14 protein-coding genes are annotated in these 15,174 nt (G+C 69.4%); 6 read left to right on the forward strand and 8 right to left on the reverse strand.

Annotated features, from left to right (window positions below; genetic code table 11):
* Positions 1 to 107: 107 nt before the first annotated feature.
* On the reverse strand, positions 108 to 3,104 hold the full coding sequence (locus ON30_RS20725) for a UPF0182 family protein (RefSeq protein ID WP_040709166.1): 2,997 nt from the start codon (positions 3,102 to 3,104) through the stop codon (positions 108 to 110).
* A gap of 229 nt (positions 3,105 to 3,333) precedes the next feature.
* Between ON30_RS20725 and ON30_RS20730 the strand changes: the two genes are divergently transcribed.
* Positions 3,334 to 3,912, forward strand: a complete 579-nt coding sequence (locus tag ON30_RS20730; RefSeq protein WP_040709168.1) for a PPA1309 family protein — start codon at positions 3,334 to 3,336, stop codon at positions 3,910 to 3,912.
* 6 nt (positions 3,913 to 3,918) lie between these two features.
* On the opposite strand, the gene ON30_RS20735 is transcribed toward ON30_RS20730, so the two are convergent.
* Positions 3,919 to 4,941: a YlbL family protein gene (locus ON30_RS20735; RefSeq protein WP_218006289.1), complete on the reverse strand. Its 1,023-nt coding sequence runs from the start codon at positions 4,939 to 4,941 to the stop codon at positions 3,919 to 3,921.
* 162 nt (positions 4,942 to 5,103) lie between these two features.
* Between ON30_RS20735 and ON30_RS20740 the strand changes: the two genes are divergently transcribed.
* The 3 genes from ON30_RS20740 to ON30_RS20750 all read left to right on the forward strand — a co-directional run bounded on the left by ON30_RS20740 (position 5,104) and on the right by ON30_RS20750 (position 8,854).
* Positions 5,104 to 6,486, forward strand: coding sequence for a zinc-dependent metalloprotease (locus ON30_RS20740; protein WP_040709170.1), 1,383 nt, complete (start codon positions 5,104 to 5,106; stop codon positions 6,484 to 6,486).
* A gap of 84 nt (positions 6,487 to 6,570) precedes the next feature.
* Positions 6,571 to 7,428: a hypothetical protein gene (locus ON30_RS20745; protein WP_040709172.1), complete on the forward strand. Its 858-nt coding sequence runs from the start codon at positions 6,571 to 6,573 to the stop codon at positions 7,426 to 7,428.
* Positions 7,429 to 7,510: 82 nt separating this feature from the next.
* Complete coding sequence (locus ON30_RS20750) at positions 7,511 to 8,854, forward strand: ABC1 kinase family protein (protein WP_040709174.1); 1,344 nt, start codon at positions 7,511 to 7,513, stop codon at positions 8,852 to 8,854.
* A gap of 210 nt (positions 8,855 to 9,064) precedes the next feature.
* Here the strand turns inward: ON30_RS20750 and ON30_RS20755 are convergent, their stop codons facing one another.
* The 3 genes from ON30_RS20755 to ON30_RS20765 all read right to left on the reverse strand — a co-directional run bounded on the left by ON30_RS20755 (position 9,065) and on the right by ON30_RS20765 (position 12,165).
* Positions 9,065 to 9,409, reverse strand: a complete 345-nt coding sequence (locus ON30_RS20755; protein ID WP_063719918.1) for a WhiB family transcriptional regulator — start codon at positions 9,407 to 9,409, stop codon at positions 9,065 to 9,067.
* A gap of 121 nt (positions 9,410 to 9,530) precedes the next feature.
* Positions 9,531 to 9,908, reverse strand: a complete 378-nt coding sequence (locus ON30_RS20760) for a hypothetical protein (protein WP_040709175.1) — start codon at positions 9,906 to 9,908, stop codon at positions 9,531 to 9,533.
* A 112-nt stretch (positions 9,909 to 10,020) separates the two neighbouring features.
* A complete protein-coding gene (locus ON30_RS20765) occupies positions 10,021 to 12,165 on the reverse strand; it encodes an ATP-dependent DNA helicase UvrD2 (RefSeq protein WP_051029613.1) in 2,145 nt (714 codons plus the stop codon).
* A gap of 107 nt (positions 12,166 to 12,272) precedes the next feature.
* Here ON30_RS20765 and ON30_RS20770 point away from each other — a divergent pair, with 107 nt between their 5' ends.
* On the forward strand, positions 12,273 to 12,503 hold the full coding sequence (locus tag ON30_RS20770) for a mycoredoxin (protein WP_083911550.1): 231 nt from the start codon (positions 12,273 to 12,275) through the stop codon (positions 12,501 to 12,503).
* 27 nt (positions 12,504 to 12,530) lie between these two features.
* On the opposite strand, the gene nudC is transcribed toward ON30_RS20770, so the two are convergent.
* Both nudC and ON30_RS20780 read right to left on the reverse strand, forming a co-directional pair.
* Positions 12,531 to 13,430 (reverse strand): NAD(+) diphosphatase, encoded by a 900-nt coding sequence (gene nudC / locus ON30_RS20775; protein ID WP_040709177.1) that lies wholly within the window; start codon positions 13,428 to 13,430, stop codon positions 12,531 to 12,533.
* A 45-nt stretch (positions 13,431 to 13,475) separates the two neighbouring features.
* Positions 13,476 to 14,549 (reverse strand): potassium channel family protein, encoded by a 1,074-nt coding sequence (locus ON30_RS20780; protein WP_040709178.1) that lies wholly within the window; start codon positions 14,547 to 14,549, stop codon positions 13,476 to 13,478.
* On the opposite strand from ON30_RS20780, the gene ON30_RS39300 reads away from it, so the two are divergent.
* Positions 14,543 to 14,725, forward strand: a complete 183-nt coding sequence (locus ON30_RS39300) for a hypothetical protein (RefSeq protein ID WP_157183793.1) — start codon at positions 14,543 to 14,545, stop codon at positions 14,723 to 14,725. The genes ON30_RS20780 and ON30_RS39300 overlap by 7 nt on opposite strands.
* Here the strand turns inward: ON30_RS39300 and ON30_RS20785 are convergent.
* Positions 14,722 to 15,174 (reverse strand): PD-(D/E)XK nuclease family protein (locus tag ON30_RS20785; RefSeq protein WP_040709179.1); only part of this gene is annotated, 453 nt, incomplete at its 5' end. The two genes, ON30_RS39300 and ON30_RS20785, sit on opposite strands and share 4 nt — an antisense overlap.

Genomic DNA, 15,174 nt, shown 5'->3' on the forward strand with positions numbered 1-15,174 from the left:
CTCACTGGGACAGCGCGCCGCCGCGCACCGGCCCCCCGAAACCGGCCGGTAGCACAAGGAAAGGCCGCCCTCGGACCTCCGAGGGCGGCCTTTTCGTTCGCCTACGACTACGGACCCGCCGACTGGTAGGCCTTCACCGCGGCCTCCAACTCCTCCAGCGCCTTGCCGAAGTCCGCGAAGTTACCGGTCCGCATGGCCGCGCGGACGGCCTCGATCTTGCGTTCCAGCTCCTGGGCGGCCTGATCCTTGGGCGTGCCGCCGCCGGTGACGGGCGGCGCGGTGCCCTGCTGCTGACCGCCCGACGCGGGCGGGGTCGTGCCCTGATCGGTGCTCGGCGCCGTCCCCGGTCTGGGTCGGTTCACCGAATCGCCGCCGAACGGCGTCGCCAACGCGCCCGCGCCGGGGATCACCTGATTCAGCGCGTCCGCCAACGTCGAGGCGTAACCGACCTTCACACTGCCCGCGGCATCGCGATAGCTGACCAGCACCCGTAGCAACTGCGGGAACGTCGCCGTGTTCGGGCCGGTGTTGCGCTCGTTGTAGAACGGCTCCACATAGAGGATGCCGCCGTCGGCCACCGGCAGGGTCAGCAGATTGCCGTATCTGATCTTGTTGGAATTGGACAGCAGTGTCTTCTCGCGCGACACCTCGGGCGCCGTCGTCATCCGGTTCTGCGTCTGCTGCGGTCCCAATGTCTGGGTGTCGGTGGGCAATTGCAGGATCGTGAACTTGCCGTAGCCGTCCGGGTCCGACCGCACCGAGATGTAGGCCGACAGGAACTGCCTGTTGTAGCCGACCATCGCGCTGGTCAGGTTGAACACCGGCTTGTTCGTCTTCGGATCGCCGATCAGCACGTAGTACGGCGGCTGATTGGCCGCGGGCACCGCGTCCGAGGTCGGATCGCTGGGCACCGACCAGAACGCGTTGTTGGTGAAGAACTCCCGCGGATCGTTGACGTGGTACTTGGTCAGCATCTCGCGCTGCACCTTGAACACGTCCTCGGGATAGCGGAAGTGCGCCCGCAGTTCCGGGCTGATCTCGCTCTCCGGCTTCACCGCGTTCGGGAACACCCCGCGCCAGGCCGCCAGCACCGGATCGGTCGAATCCACCTCGTAGAGGTTGACCGAGCCGTCGTAGGCGTCGACCACAGCCTTGACCGAGTTGCGGATGTAGCTGACCTCCTTGCGGGGCAGCAGGCGACCGGTCTTGCGGTCGATGCTGTCCTCCACCGCGCCGTCGAGCGAGGTCGACTGCGCGTAGGGGTAGTTCTCCAGCGTGGTGTAGGCGTCGACGATCCACACGATCCGGCCGTTGACCACGGCGGGATAGGAGTTGCCGTCGGTGGTCAGCCACGGCGCGACCTTCTGCACGCGGTCGCGGGGATCGCGGTTGAAGATGATCTTGGAGTCGTCGCCGATGGCCGAGGAGAACAGGATGTTGCGCTCGGCGTACTTGGCGGCGAAGGCGAGCCGGTTGAACCAGTTGCCGATCGAGACGCCGCCCTGACCGGTATAGGTGTACTGGGCGGTGTCGGAATCGTATTCGCGCGGCCGCTGCCCCTCCTCCGCGCCGACGATCGCGTAGTCGGGATCGGCGCTGGCGATCATCTCGCCGAAGTAGACGCGCGGCTGATCCAACTTGAACCGCTGCTTGTCGGCCGGGGTGAACAGATCGCTGACCATGAAGATCGGGTAGCCGCTGTCGCTGCTGCCCGCGTCGGTCGCGTTCGGGTCCTCGGTCTGCGGCTTGTTGACCCGGTTGGCGGGCGCGGCGACGAAACCGTTGCCGTGGGTGTAGACGGTGTGCTTGTTGATCCAGTCGGTCTGGTTGCCCGACAGCGCCGAGGGCGAGAGCTCACGCGCGGCGACCACGTAGTCCTGGGTGTCGCCGTCGATGGTGTAGCGGTCGATGTCCAGCGATTCCGGGAAGCCGTAGAAGTTCTTCAGCTGACGCAACTGGGTGAAGGTGGGCGAGAGGATGTTCGGGTCGAGCAGTCGCGCGTTGGCGATGGTCGCGGCGTCCACCGGCACCTCGAGCGGGCTCTTGGTGCTCTCACCCTTGTAGTCGCGGTAGTCGATCTTGTCCTCGGTGATGCCGAACGCCTGCCGGGTGGCGGCGATGTTGCGTTCGATGAACTCGCTCTCCTTGTCCGCGGCGTTCGGGCGCACGGAGAACTGTTCGACGATCAGCGGATACACCGCGCCGACCAGGATCGAGGACAGCACCAGCAGCGCCGCGGCCATCGCGGGCACCCGCAGATCGCGCAGCACGATGCCGGCGAAGAAGGCGATCGCGCAGATCACCGCGATGGCGAGCAGGATCAACTTGCCCGGCAGCACCGCGTTGATGTCGGTGAACGAACCGCCGGTGAAGGTGGGCTCCTTGCGGCTGCTCATCAGCAGGTCGTAGCGGTCGAACCAGTAGGCGACCGCCTTGAGCAGCACGAACGTGCCCGCGAGGATGGCGAGTTGGATACGCGCGGGCTTGGTGAGCGTGCCCTCCCGGCCGCTCAGACGCAGACCGCCGAAGACGTAGTGGGTCACCAGGTTCGCGAAGAACGCGATCACCACCGCGACGAACAGCCAGTTCAGCACCATCCGGTAGAACGGCAGGTCGAAGGCGTAGAAGCCGACGTCGAGGTGGAACTGCGGATCCTGCTGCCCGAAGGACCCGCCGTTGAGGAACAGCTGCAACGTCACCCAGTTCGACTGGGCCACCAGCCCCGAGAGCACGCCCAGCAGCACCGGGATGCCGACGCCGAACAGTCGCAGCCTGCTCATCACCGTGGTCCGGTAGCGGGCGATCGGGTCGTTGGGTCCGGCCACCGGCACGAACACCGGCCTGGTCCGGTAGGCCAGCAGCAACGCCAGCCACACCACGACGCCGACCAGCAGCGCGACCGCGGCGAACAGGATGACGCGACTGCGCACCACCGTCAGGTAGACATCGCGATACCCGACCTCGCCGAACCACAGCCAGTTCGTGTAGGCGTCGGTCAGTCGCGGTCCCAACAGCAGCAGCGCCGCCAGGACGACCGCTGCCACGAGCAGCACTCGGCTGCGGCGGGACAACGAAGGTAAGCCGGTGGGGGGCCGCATGCCCACGTGCCACTCTCCAGGGTCCGGCGGCGACCGCTCCGTCGCCGGGCGATGCACCGCAGTCCGATGATGCGGGGTTGGTCCTGTCGGACCGTCTGGCGCCCACTCTACGGAAACGGACATCGCGGGGGGCGGCGGACCTCGCACGGCACCGCGGACCTGCGGTGGAGATCGCCCGCACGCGAGTCGCCCGGTCCCGCCACGCGGGCCGGGGCGGTGATGCGAGGATGGCCCGGTGACCGCAGACCTGCATGCCGAACTCGTCCTTGCCCGCTCCGTCCGGGAGGTGGCCGAATTCGCCGACGGCGAAGGCTGGGGTCGACCGCCGCAGATGTTCGCGCTGGTGCCCACCGCCGACCTGGTGGCCGCCGAACCGGGTCTGCTCGACCAACTCGACGAAGGCAACGAACTGACCCCGATCGCGCAGGAAGCCTTCCCCGAGGACATTACCGGCGGATCGATGGCCCTCGACGAATTCCTCGCCACGACCACCTGGCCGCCCGCGGTCAAGGGATGCGTGCTGGTGCAGGAGATCGTGGTGCTGCCGCCCGACGCCGAGAGCACCCTCGACGACGCGCTGGAACCGCTGTTGGCCGATCACGAAGCCGCCGACGCCGCCGCGCGCGCCGCCGCCGAAGCCCATCCCGGACGCCGCGAGGCCCGACTGCTGGCCGCGGTGCTGCGCGACGGCGCGTCGCTGTGCCTGCTGCAACTGCGTCCCGAGGACGACGACGAATTCGGCGACCTCGACCTGCGCACCTATCCGAATCTCGCGCCGAACCTGGTCGAGGCGCTGCACCACACCTTCGAGTAGGCGGGCCTACTCGCAGCCGACGGTCTCGCGCCCGGCCTTGATGTCGTCGAGCGAGCGCACCGCGCCCGCCAAGTTCTCGACCTTGACCAGGCGCAGGCCGTCGGGGGTGCGCTGTTTGGCCTCGTTGCAGTTGTCGGCGGGGACCAGGAAGGTCTCCGCCCCCTCCTCGCGCGCGGCGATCATCTTGTACTGGATGCCGCCGATCGGCCCGACCGCGCCGTCCTGGTCGATGGTGCCGGTCCCCGCGACGAATTTGCCGCCGTCGAGTTCGCCCGGGCTGAGCTTGTCGATCAGCGCGAGGCTGAACATGAGTCCCGCCGAGGGGCCGCCGATGTCGGCGAGGTTGAAGGTGACCCGCATGGGCGGGCGCGCGCCCTCGCCCGGCGTGATGCCGAGATAGCCCTTGGTCGGATCGTCGGGGCGCGCGGCCAGGGTGATGGTGGCGCTCTGCTCGGCGGCCCCGCGCCGGAAACGCACGGTCAGCTGACTGCCGGGCGCCTGCGAGGACACCGCCTTGACCACGTCGGCGGGCGAGGCGGTGGGCGCGTCGTTGATCGAGATCAGTTCGTCGCCGGGTTCCAGGATGCCCTTGGCGGGCCCGTCGCCGACGTTGCGCAGCAGCACCACCGTGGGCAGGTTCAGGAAGTGCAGGGCCGCGACCTCCGCGTACCCCTCGGAATCCTTGAAGTCCTGCTGGTTGGACTTGTCGATCTCCTCGCGCGGCACACCGGGCGGGTAGACCTCGGCGCGCGGGACCAGGCCGTGTTCGCCGCTGACCCAGAAGCCGAACGCCTCGAACAGGTTCAGCCCGTCGCGGACCGAGACGGTGGTCATGTTGAGGTTGCCGGTGGTCGGATCGACCTCGGTGCCCTGCACGTCCACGACCTGCTTGCCGTCGACGGAGCCGAGGGTGTTGAAGGTGGGCCCCGGCCCGAGCGCGACGTAGGGCACGGTGACGACGGTGCCGATCACACCGAGGACGAGCACCGGAAGCAGGGCGGCCACCAAGGTCATGATCCGACGATTCACCAGGCCCACCATAGTGACCGGGGGGGTGCGCGCGCGGTAGAGGCACGGTTTCGCGGCGCCGCGCCCGACCGTTGTTCGCCTCGCGCGAACACGACGCGCCGACCGGCCGATGGTGTGCCGTCGCACATCGGCCACGCGGTCCGCACGCGTAACGTTGGCTCTATGACAGACCTCCCCTTCGGTTTCTCCAACGACGACGACGATGCCCGCAAGCGTCGCGAGGGGCCGAGCGGCGCCGATTCGAACAACCCGTTCGGGTTCGCGACGGGCGGTGCGGGCGGCTTCGACCCGTCCCAGTTGGGGCAGATGCTGACCCAGCTCGGTCAGATGCTCAGCGGAATGGGTCAGCCCGGCGGCCAGGGCGGCCCGGTGAACTACGACGTCGCCAAGCGGTTGGCCCGCCAGCAACTCGGTTCGTCGGTCGCTCCCGTCTCGGAGGGCACGACGCGCGCGGTCACCGACGCCGCGCACTTGGCCGAACTGTGGCTCGACAACGCCACCACGCTGCCCGCGGGCGCGAGCAGAACCGTGGCGTGGACGCCGAACGACTGGATCGAGGAGACGGTCCCGACCTGGAAGCGGCTCTGCGATCCGGTGGCCGAGCAGATCTCGGGCATGTGGAGTACCCAACTGCCCGAGGAAGCGCGTCAGTTCGCGGGTCCGATGGTCGGCATGCTGGCCCAGATGGGCGGGCTCGCGTTCGGCTCGCAACTCGGTCAGGCCCTCGGCCAGCTGGCCAAGGAGGTGCTGACCTCCACCGATATCGGTCTTCCGCTCGGTCCCACCGGCACGGCGGCGCTGCTGCCCGCCGCGATCGCCGAATTCAGCGCCGGGCTCGAACAGCCCGAGAGCGAGATCATGGTGTTCCTCGCCGCGCGCGAAGCCGCCCACCAGCGCCTGTTCCAGCATGTGCCGTGGCTGCGTCAGCAGGTGCTCGGCGCGGTGGAGGACTACGCGCGCGGGATCAGGATGGACTTCTCCGCGATGGAGCAGGCCGCGCAGAGCATCGACCCGATGTCGTTGGCCGACCCGTCCAAACTCGAGGAGATCCTGTCCAAGGGCACCTTCGAGCCGCAGACCACGCCCGAGCAGAAGCAGGCGCTGGAACGGCTCGAGACGCTGTTGGCCCTGATCGAGGGCTGGGTGCAGGTCGTGGTCGCCGAGGCGGTCGGGGAACGACTGCCCGGCGCGGGCGCGCTGGCCGAGACGCTGCGGCGGCGCCGGGCCACCGGCGGACCGGCCGAGCAGACCTTCGCCACCCTGGTCGGGTTGGAACTGCGTCCCCGCAAGCTGCGCGAGGCCGCGGCGCTGTGGCGGCGGTTGACGACCGACGCGGGCATCGAGGCGCGCGACGGCGTGTGGGCGCATCCGGATCTGCTGCCACATTCCGACGATCTGGACTCCCCCGCCGGCTTCATCGACTCGGTGATCGGCGGCGGCGCGACGGCCTTCGACGACCCGCTGGCCCAGTTGGCCGAGACCGAGGCCCGTGAGGCCGCGGAGCGGGCCGAGCGTGAGCGCGACAAGGACAACGGCACGTCCTAGCTCCCCTGTGGACAGCGCGCGAACCTGTGGACAACCGCGGTTCGCTCGCGAAGCCGCAGGTCCCGGTCTGTGCATACTTCCGGCATGACCTCGACCTGTGCGCGCGGACCGATGCTGAACCCGAGGGTGACCGTCCTGGTCCGCCCGTCGGGGGTGGTGCAACTGGGCTGGGACCCCGAGCGGGCGCTGCTGTTGGCCCCGCCGGGGTTGGACACCGCCGCGGTCCTCGCCTTCGTGCGCCTGCTCGACGGTCTGCACACCCATCCCCAGGTGGTCTACGAGGCGGAGGAAGCGGGCCTCCCCGCCGAGCGCACGCTGGCGCTGCTCACCGAGATAGACGCGGCGGGCCTGCTGGTGCATCCGCGCACCCACCGCGGCCACATCCGCACGGTGCGCCTGCACGGGCTCGGCCCGCTGACCGACGCGCTCGCGATCGGGTTGGGCCGCATCGGGATTCATCCGGAACGATCGCGAGGGTACGCGCCCGACACCGTCACCGGGCGGTGGCGGACCGATCTGGTGGTGCTGGCCGACGATCTGGTGGTCGACCCGCACCTGGCCGCCGAACTCGTGGTGCACCGCATCCCGCACCTGTGCGTGCGCATCCGCGACGGCAAGGGGGTCATCGGTCCGCTGGTCCTGCCCGGTGAGACCAGTTGCCTGCGGTGCGCCGATTTGACCCGCGCGGATCTGGACGCGGACTGGCCGCATCTGGCGGCGCAATTGGTCGGGCGGGTCGGGCACGCCTCGCCCGCCGCCATCGCGGCGACGGCGGCGCTGGCCCTCAACGAGGTCGAGGCGATCGTGGCCTGCTCACCGTTGCGCACGCCCGCCACGTTGGACACCACCCTGGAACTGGATCTCGACTCCCAGTTGATCGAACAGCGGCACTGGGCCCCGCACGGGGACTGCGGCTGCCGCACGGTGCGCGCCACGGCATGAACGTGACGGTACTCACAGGCGGAGGGGGAAACTGATCACAATACGATGGCGATCCCCGGCTCGCGTCGGCCATGATGGATGGGTGTCCGATATCGTGCGCCGTCGCTCCTCCCGCAATGCCAAGCTGGCCAAGATTCCGCTGGGTATCGCGGGCCGCGCCGCCGTCGGGTTCGGGAAGAAGCTGGCGGGCGGGGACAAGTCCGAGATCAACGCCCAGCTGAACCAGAAGGCCGCCGAGCAACTGTTCACCGTACTCGGTGAGCTCAAGGGCGGCGCGATGAAGTTCGGGCAGGCGCTGAGCGTGATGGAGGCCGCGGTCCCGGAGGAGTTCGGCGAGCACTACCGCGAGGCGCTGACCAAATTGCAGGCCGCGGCGCCGCCGATGCCCGCCGCCACCGTGCACCGGGTCCTCGATCAGCAACTCGGCACGCAGTGGCGGCAGCGTTTCCAGCACTTCGACGACGAACCCGCGGCCTCGGCCAGCATCGGTCAGGTGCACAAGGCGGTGTGGTCGGATGGCCGCGCGGTCGCGGTGAAGGTGCAGTATCCGGGTGCGGACGAGGCGCTGCGCGCCGACCTGAAGACGCTGTCGCGGATGACGGGGCTCATCTCGTCGGTCATCCCGGGCGCGGACGTCAAGCCGATCCTCGCCGAGATCACCGAACGCACCGAGGAGGAACTCGACTACCGCAACGAGGCCGCCAACCAGCGCGCCTTCGCGAAGGCGTTCGACGGGCACGCCGAGATCCGGGTACCCAAGGTGGTGGCGAGCGCGCCGAAGGTGATCGTCACCGAATGGCTCGACGGCACGGCGGTCTCGAAGATCATCCAGCGCGGCGCAGAAGATCCCGAGGGCACCCGCGACCTGCGCAACCGGGTCGCGCTGCTGATGGGGCAGTTCCACTTCTCCTCGCCGGAGACGGTGGGCCTGCTGCACGCCGACCCGCACCCGGGCAATTTCATGATGCTGCCCGACGACACGCTGGCGGTGATCGATTTCGGCGCGTGCGCTCCGCTGCCGAACGGTTTCCCCGAAGTGCTCGGGCGGATGCTGGCCCTCGCGGTCGCCGACCGGTTCGAGGAGCTCACCGAACTGCTCTACGACCACGGGTGGATCATCCCGGGGCGCACCATCACCGATCAGGAGATCGCCGACTACTTGCGCCCGTTCACCGATCCGATCCGCACCGAATCGTTCCATTTCACCCGCAAGTGGATGCAGCGGGTGGCGGGCAAGGCCTCCGACATCTCCAGCCCGGAGATGAAAACGGCCCGGGCGATGCAACTGCCCGCCGAGCACGTGATGATCTTCCGCGTCCTCGGCGGGTCGGTGGGCATCCTGGCCCAACTCGACGCCGAGATCCCGTTCATGCGGTTGGCCAACACCTGGCTGCCCGGTCTGCGCGGGGAGCGCTCGGCCACCTGAGATCGGCGAATCAGCCTCCCGCACAACGCAAACGAGCCGCACACCGGATCTCACGGTGAGCGGCTTGTCTGCTTTCGCGTTCCTGGGCCCCGACGGCAAGGACCTCAGCGACCGGAGGGAGGGGAGACCTCGGCCCCGGGTTCGTGCTCCGCGGCGCGGCGAGACGCGCGCGGATCACGAACCCGGAAGACCGTTCGTCGTGATCGCCGCTCATGCGGAGATCGCGACCTTGCGCGGACGTCCACGCGGGCGCTTGCGGGCGATCACGACACCTTGGTCGAAGATCTCACCACCCCAAACACCCCAGGGCTCACCGCGATCCAGGGCCGCGTTCAGGCAGCCCTTGCGGATCGGGCAGGACTCGCACAGTGCCTTGGCCTGCTCGAGCTGAGCCGGGCTCTCGGCGAACCACAGGTCCGGGTCTCCGGCCCGGCAGGGCAGGACCTTCGCCACCTCGCGGGTGCGCGACGGACGGGCCACGGTTCGGCATGTCACGTGAGTGGTGGCCTGCGGCCAGCTCTCGGCGGTGAACACGTCGTTCTCCTTCAGCGTCATTTGCAGCGGTTCGTAACGTTGTCCACGAAACCGGTGGCTGTCGGCTGAAGTGCCGCTCGAAATGAGAATGGCCACGGATTTCGCTTCGTGCGATCCGTGGCCAGGAGGTCTGGGGAGTCCCCTACCTAGATCGACATCTGCGTCGATTCCTGATCACGATCGCTTGGTGTGCGGTGCGGAGGCGGGCTGCCTGCATGCCGCCCTCGTCCGAAACTTCGAGGGTTTCGGGGAGGGTGAATGCCTGCTCGTATCCGGCGAATGCGAAGACGCCGGCCGCCTGGATGGCCGCCGGGTGCCAGCTACCGCTGGCCGCGTCCTGGCGCAGTGCGCCGTTCAGCTGATGCGAGCACACGGTTTTCACCTGCGTGCCGGAAGCATCGACGCCGAACGCGCCCGCGACGGACGGACCGGTCCCCTGCAAAGCGAGGACCCCCCGGGAGGCCGACACGGGCACGGTCACCGCATCGCCGAAAGCGATGCTGTTCACGATGCTGTTCATGTTGTCTGCCTCCCTCCTGTACTCGTAACTGTCGGAACTGTGCGCGCCGAGATGCCCTCCCGGTGCGTGATTCCCACCATAGGCAATCGCGCGCGGCGGGACAACATATTTTCTACCTGCGGTTTTGTGATGTCGAAGATCGCGCGCGGGAGGCGACTATCGCGAGGATCTCCGCGCCGTACTCGCGCAGCTTGTACTGGCGGATGCCGGCGATCTTGACCAGATCTGCCTCGGTGCGCGGGAACTGCTCGGCGATGGCCGTCATGGCGTTGGCGGTGAGGATCGCCGAGGTCACCAGACCGGACTGCGCGGCCTTCTCCCGACGCCAGTCCATCAGGGCCGACAGCAGCGTCTCGTCGAGTTCGGCCGGACAGCGCGCACACCGTCCGAGCCCGGTGTCGGTGGCGCCGACCAGCATTCGACCGCACACCCGGCAGGTCGGCAGGTCGCGGTCGACCCGCTCCTTCGGGCGGGCGATCGGCGAGGCGGGCGAATCCTCCGGGACCAGCCCGTTCAGGAAGCGCGAGCGGCGGCGCGCGCGGCGCGCGCCGGGAGTGCGCGCCAACGCCCAGGACAGGTGCAGATCCCGGCGCGCACGGGTGACGCCCACGTAGAGCAGCCTGCGCTCCTCTTCCAGGGCGTCGGCGTCGGCCACCGACCCGTCGTCGGCCAAGACGTGCGCGATCGGCACGGTGCCGTCGGACAGGCCCACCAGGAACACCGCGTCCCATTCCAGCCCCTTGGCGGCGTGCAGCGAGGCGAGGGTGACCCCCTGCACGGTGGGTGGGTGGCGGGCCTCGGCGCGGGCGGCCAGTTCGCGCAGCAGACCGTGCAGGTCCAGGTCGGCGGTATGGGTGCGCAGTTCCTCGGTCAGGCGCACCAAGGCCGAGAGCGATTCCCAGCGCTGCCGTTGCTGCGCGCCCGTGGGTTCCTCGGCGGTGAGACCCACCGGGGCCAGCGTCGCCTTGACCAAGGTGACCAGGGCTTCCCCGCGCAACGCGGCCTCTGGCAGATCCTCGCGCCCCGCCGCCCGCCGCAGCGCCGAGACGGCCTGCCTGACCTCGGCGCGCTGGAAGAACTGCTCACCGCCGCGCACCTGGTACGGGATGGCGAGTTCGGTGAGCGCCTGCTCGTAGGACTCGGACTGGGCGTTGATCCGGTACAGCACCGCGATCTCGCGCGCCGGGGTGCCCGCCGCGATCAGCTTGTCCACGCGCGCGGCCACCGCGGCGGCCTCGGCGGGAACGTCGTCGTATTCGGCGAAGACCGGCGCGGGACCGTCGGGCCGCTGACCGATCAATTGCAGCCTGGTCCCCGCGATCCGCCCGCGCGCCGCGCCGATCACGCGGTTGGCCAGGTCGACCACCTGCGGGGTGGAGCGGTAGTCGCGTTCGAGGCGGATCACACTCGCCTCGGGGTAGCGGCGGGAGAAATCGAGCAGGTAGGAGGGGGTGGCGCCGGTGAAGGAGTAGATGGTCTGGTTGGCGTCGCCGACCACCGTCAGATCGTCGCGCTCGCCGAGCCAGGCGTTCAGCACCCGCTGTTGCAGCGGGGTGACGTCCTGGTACTCGTCGACCACGAAACTGCGGTAGCGCCCGCGGAATTCGTCGGCGACGGCCGGGAAGTCCTCGAGCGCGGCGGCGGTGTGCAGCAGCAGGTCGTCGAAGTCGAGCAGCATGCCGTCGGGGGTGATCTTCGCCGATTCGTAGGCGGCGTAGACGCGGGCCACCCGCTGCGCCTCGAACGGCGGTTCCCGGCGCACCGCCGCCGCCGGGTAGTCCTCGGGGGCGATGAGCGACCCTTTGGCCCATTCGATCTCGCCGGTCAGATCACGCAGGCTGTCGCTGTCGGCGGGCAGACCTTCCAGCCGGGCGGCCTGGGCGACCAGGGGAAATTTGCCGTCCAGCAGCCGCCACGGCACCTCGCCCACGACCTGCGGCCAGAAATAGGTGAGCTGCCGCAGGGCCGCCGCGTGGAACGTGCGCGCCTGCACCTGGTTCGCCGCGCCGCCCAGGTCGAGCGAGCGCAGGCGGGCGCGCAGTTCACCGGCCGCGCGGGCGGTGAAGGTGACCGCGAGCACCTGATCCGCCTTGACGTGGCCCGCCGAGACCAGGTGCGCGATGCGGTGGGTGATCGTGCGCGTCTTGCCGGTGCCCGCGCCCGCCAGCACGCACACCGGTCCGCGCGGGGCCCGGACGGCGGCGGCCTGCTCGGGATCGAGGTCGGCTGGATCGAGTGCGGGCACGGCGTCCATCATGACAGCCCACCCCGACACGCAGGCCGGTCGCGCGCGCCGCCGCCAGGAACAGGAACGCGCGGTCCGGCGTTGCACAGTCCGTGACCGATGCGAATCCTGACCTGACCATGTACTCCACCACCTGGTGCGGATACTGCCGGCGGCTGAAGAAGCAGCTGGAGGAGTCGGGCATCAGCTACGTGGAGATCGATATCGAACAGGACCCGGCCTCGGCCGAGTTCGTCGGCAGCGTGAACAACGGCAACCACGTCGTGCCCACGGTGCGCTTCACCGACGGTTCGACGGCGACCAACCCGTCACTGGCCAAGGTCAAGGAAGTCCTCGCGACCCTGGGCTGAGGCCCGTTCCCGCCCGACGGCCGCGCGTCAGTCGCGCGCGGCCCACGATTCGAGCATCGTCCTGGCGATGGAGATCGAGCCGGGCAGCAGCAGGCGCACGCCCCGGTCGCGGCTGGACCAGTCGCCCGCCGAGAGCGCGGCGCGCACCTCGTCGCGGCTGAACCAGTGCGCTTCGGCGATCTCGCCGTCGGAGAAGGTCAGCGGCTGTTCGGGGTCGGCGACCGCCGCGAATCCGAGCATCAGCGAGCGCGGGAACGGCCACGGCTGACTGCCGAGGTAGTGGATCTCGCGCACGTCGAGCCCGACTTCCTCTTTCATCTCCCGTTCGACGCACCGTTCCAGCGACTCCCCCGCCTCCACGAAGCCGGCCAGGATCGAGAACAGGGTGCCCGGCCAGGCGTGCTGACGCGCCAGCAGCACCCGGTCGCCGCCGTCGTGGATCAGGCAGATCACGGCCGGATCGATGCGCGGGAACTCCTCGCCGCCCGCCTCGCTCAGCCGGGCCCAGCCGCCCTTGCTCAGGACCGTCGCCGCGCCGTCGGTGGCGTCGAAGCCCGCCTTGTCGTGCCAGTTCAGCAGGGCCAGCGCGGCCGCGAGCACGCCCGCGGTGAAATCGTCGATCCCGCCCGCGAGCCTGCGCAGGTCGGTCAGTTCGCCGTCCAACTCGGCGTCGCGGATCGCCCACAGGTGCCTGTCCTCGGCGATGCCGAGGAAGACCGCCGCCGGGGCGGGTTCGGCCGAGAACGACACGGCGTCATCGAAAGCCAACGCGCCGTCGACCATTCTGATCTGCCCGCGGTGGTTGACGCGCAGCAGACGCGCCCGCGACCACCCCTCCTTCAGGGCCTGCTCGTCGGCCCGGACCAGTTCGGCCCGGTCGACGGTGGAACGTGACAGCAACGGCACGGCGTTCAAGGCGAAGGACACGCCTCGACCCTAGTCTGCCGCCGCGAACGACTCACCCGGAGACGGTCACTTCTGCACGCGACGGATGTAGAGCAGTTTGTCGCCCGCCTCGAGCGCGTCGACCTCGGGTTCGCCGACCCGGATCAGCTCGCCCGCGCGCACCACGCCGAGCACGATATCGCTGAGATGCCTTGGCGAACCGCCGATCTCGGCGGGTTCCACATCCCGTTCGGCGACCGCGAAACCCTGTTCGGGGGTCAGCAGGTCCTCCATGATCTCGACCACCGTGGGCGTGGTGGTCGCGATGCCGAGCAGTCGACCCGCCGTCTCGGAGGACACCACCACCGAATCCGCGCCGGACTGACGCAGCAGATGGGTGTTCTCGGCCTCGCGGATCGCGACCACGATCTTGGCCTTCTTGTTCAGTTCCCGCGCCGTCAGGGTGACCAGCACCGCGGTGTCGTCGCGGTTGGCGGCCACCACCACCGACGCCGCGTTCTGCACACTGGCCAGGCGCAGCACATCGGACTGGGTCGCCGAACCGTGCACCGTCACCAGACCGGCGTTGCCCGCCGCCTCCAACGCCACCGAATCGGTGTCCACGACGACGATGTCGGCCTGCTGCACACCGTCGGCGATCATCGCGTGGATCGCGGTCCGCCCTTTCGTGCCGTAACCGACGACCACGGTGTGATTGCGCACGCTGTGCCTCCAACGCTGGATCTTGAATGCCTGCCGGGAACGCTCGGTGAGCACGCCGATGGTCGTACCGACGAGCACGATGAGGAAGAGCACGCGCAACGGCGTGATGATGACGATATTGGCCAGCCTCGCCTCCGGCGAGGCGGGCGCGATATCGCCGTAGCCGGTGGTCGAGAGCGAGACCGTCGCGTAGTAGAAGGCGTCCAGGAACGACAGTTCGCCGCCGGAGTTGTCGTTGTAGCCGTCGCGGCCGATGTAGACCACCAAGGCCGCGCCGAACAGCAACCCGATCGCGAACAGCACCCGGCGGATCAGCGAAATCCACGGACTGGTCTGCGTTTCGGGAATCCGCAGCAGACCCACCAGCGCGAAATCCGGCCTGCCCGAGAGGCCGAGGCCGCGCGACCTGTCTCCGAACTCACCCAACACCGGTGTCATCACCCCTGCCGCTCATCGAGCTCGACCACTCCGGCGTCACCTGTACCTCCGGCACAGCACGGCAGCCTACAGGCTCGGCCGAATACCGCCACGTCTCGACGCGAACAGGCGGCGTGCGGTTGCCGCTGCAACTCCCGTTGATCACCCAGGCGCGGCGGGTCACCCGCGGGATCTAATCCGCGGGTTCGCGCGGTGGAGCCGAGGTGCGGATGAGGTCGGCGAGTTCGGCCGGGCCGGGCAGGCTGTCCGGGCGCACCGTGCGGCCGGATCGCACGTAGTGGAACGCCGCGCCGACCCGTTCCAGTACCTGCGCCTCGTCCGCGCCGGTGCGCGCGGCCATGAGCCGGGCCAGGGCCACCCGGTAGATCGCCAACTGCATCGCCACCGCGGCCTCGTCGTCGGGCCCCGGCTCGGCCCCGGTCTTCCAGTCCACGACGATCCAGCCGCCGCCCGGTTCGGCGAACACCGCGTCCATCCGGCCCCGGATCACCACCCCGGCGATCGAGGTCTCGAAGGCCACCTCCACCTCCAGCGGATCGCGGTGCGCCCACGCCGAATCCAGGAACGCCTCCTGCATCCGCGCCAACTCCGCGTCACCGTGCGACTCCGCCGGACCGTCACCGCC

It is taken from the genome of Nocardia takedensis NBRC 100417, assembly GCF_000308695.1.
Taxonomy (GTDB): domain Bacteria; phylum Actinomycetota; class Actinomycetes; order Mycobacteriales; family Mycobacteriaceae; genus Nocardia; species Nocardia takedensis.

Excerpts from the sequence above, each read along its gene's own strand:
- ON30_RS20740 (WP_040709170.1), top strand. The coding sequence starts at position 5,104 with ATGACAGACCTCCCCTTCGGTTTCTCCAACGACGACGACGATGCCCGC.
- ON30_RS20745 (WP_040709172.1), top strand. The coding sequence starts at position 6,571 with ATGACCTCGACCTGTGCGCGCGGACCGATGCTGAACCCGAGGGTGACC.
- ON30_RS20755 (WP_063719918.1), bottom strand. The coding sequence starts at position 9,409 with ATGACGCTGAAGGAGAACGACGTGTTCACCGCCGAGAGCTGGCCGCAG.
- ON30_RS20760 (WP_040709175.1), bottom strand. The coding sequence starts at position 9,908 with ATGAACAGCATCGTGAACAGCATCGCTTTCGGCGATGCGGTGACCGTG.
- ON30_RS20765 (WP_051029613.1), bottom strand. The coding sequence starts at position 12,165 with ATGATGGACGCCGTGCCCGCACTCGATCCAGCCGACCTCGATCCCGAG.
- ON30_RS20770 (WP_083911550.1), top strand. The coding sequence starts at position 12,273 with ATGTACTCCACCACCTGGTGCGGATACTGCCGGCGGCTGAAGAAGCAG.
- ON30_RS20780 (WP_040709178.1), bottom strand. The coding sequence starts at position 14,549 with ATGACACCGGTGTTGGGTGAGTTCGGAGACAGGTCGCGCGGCCTCGGC.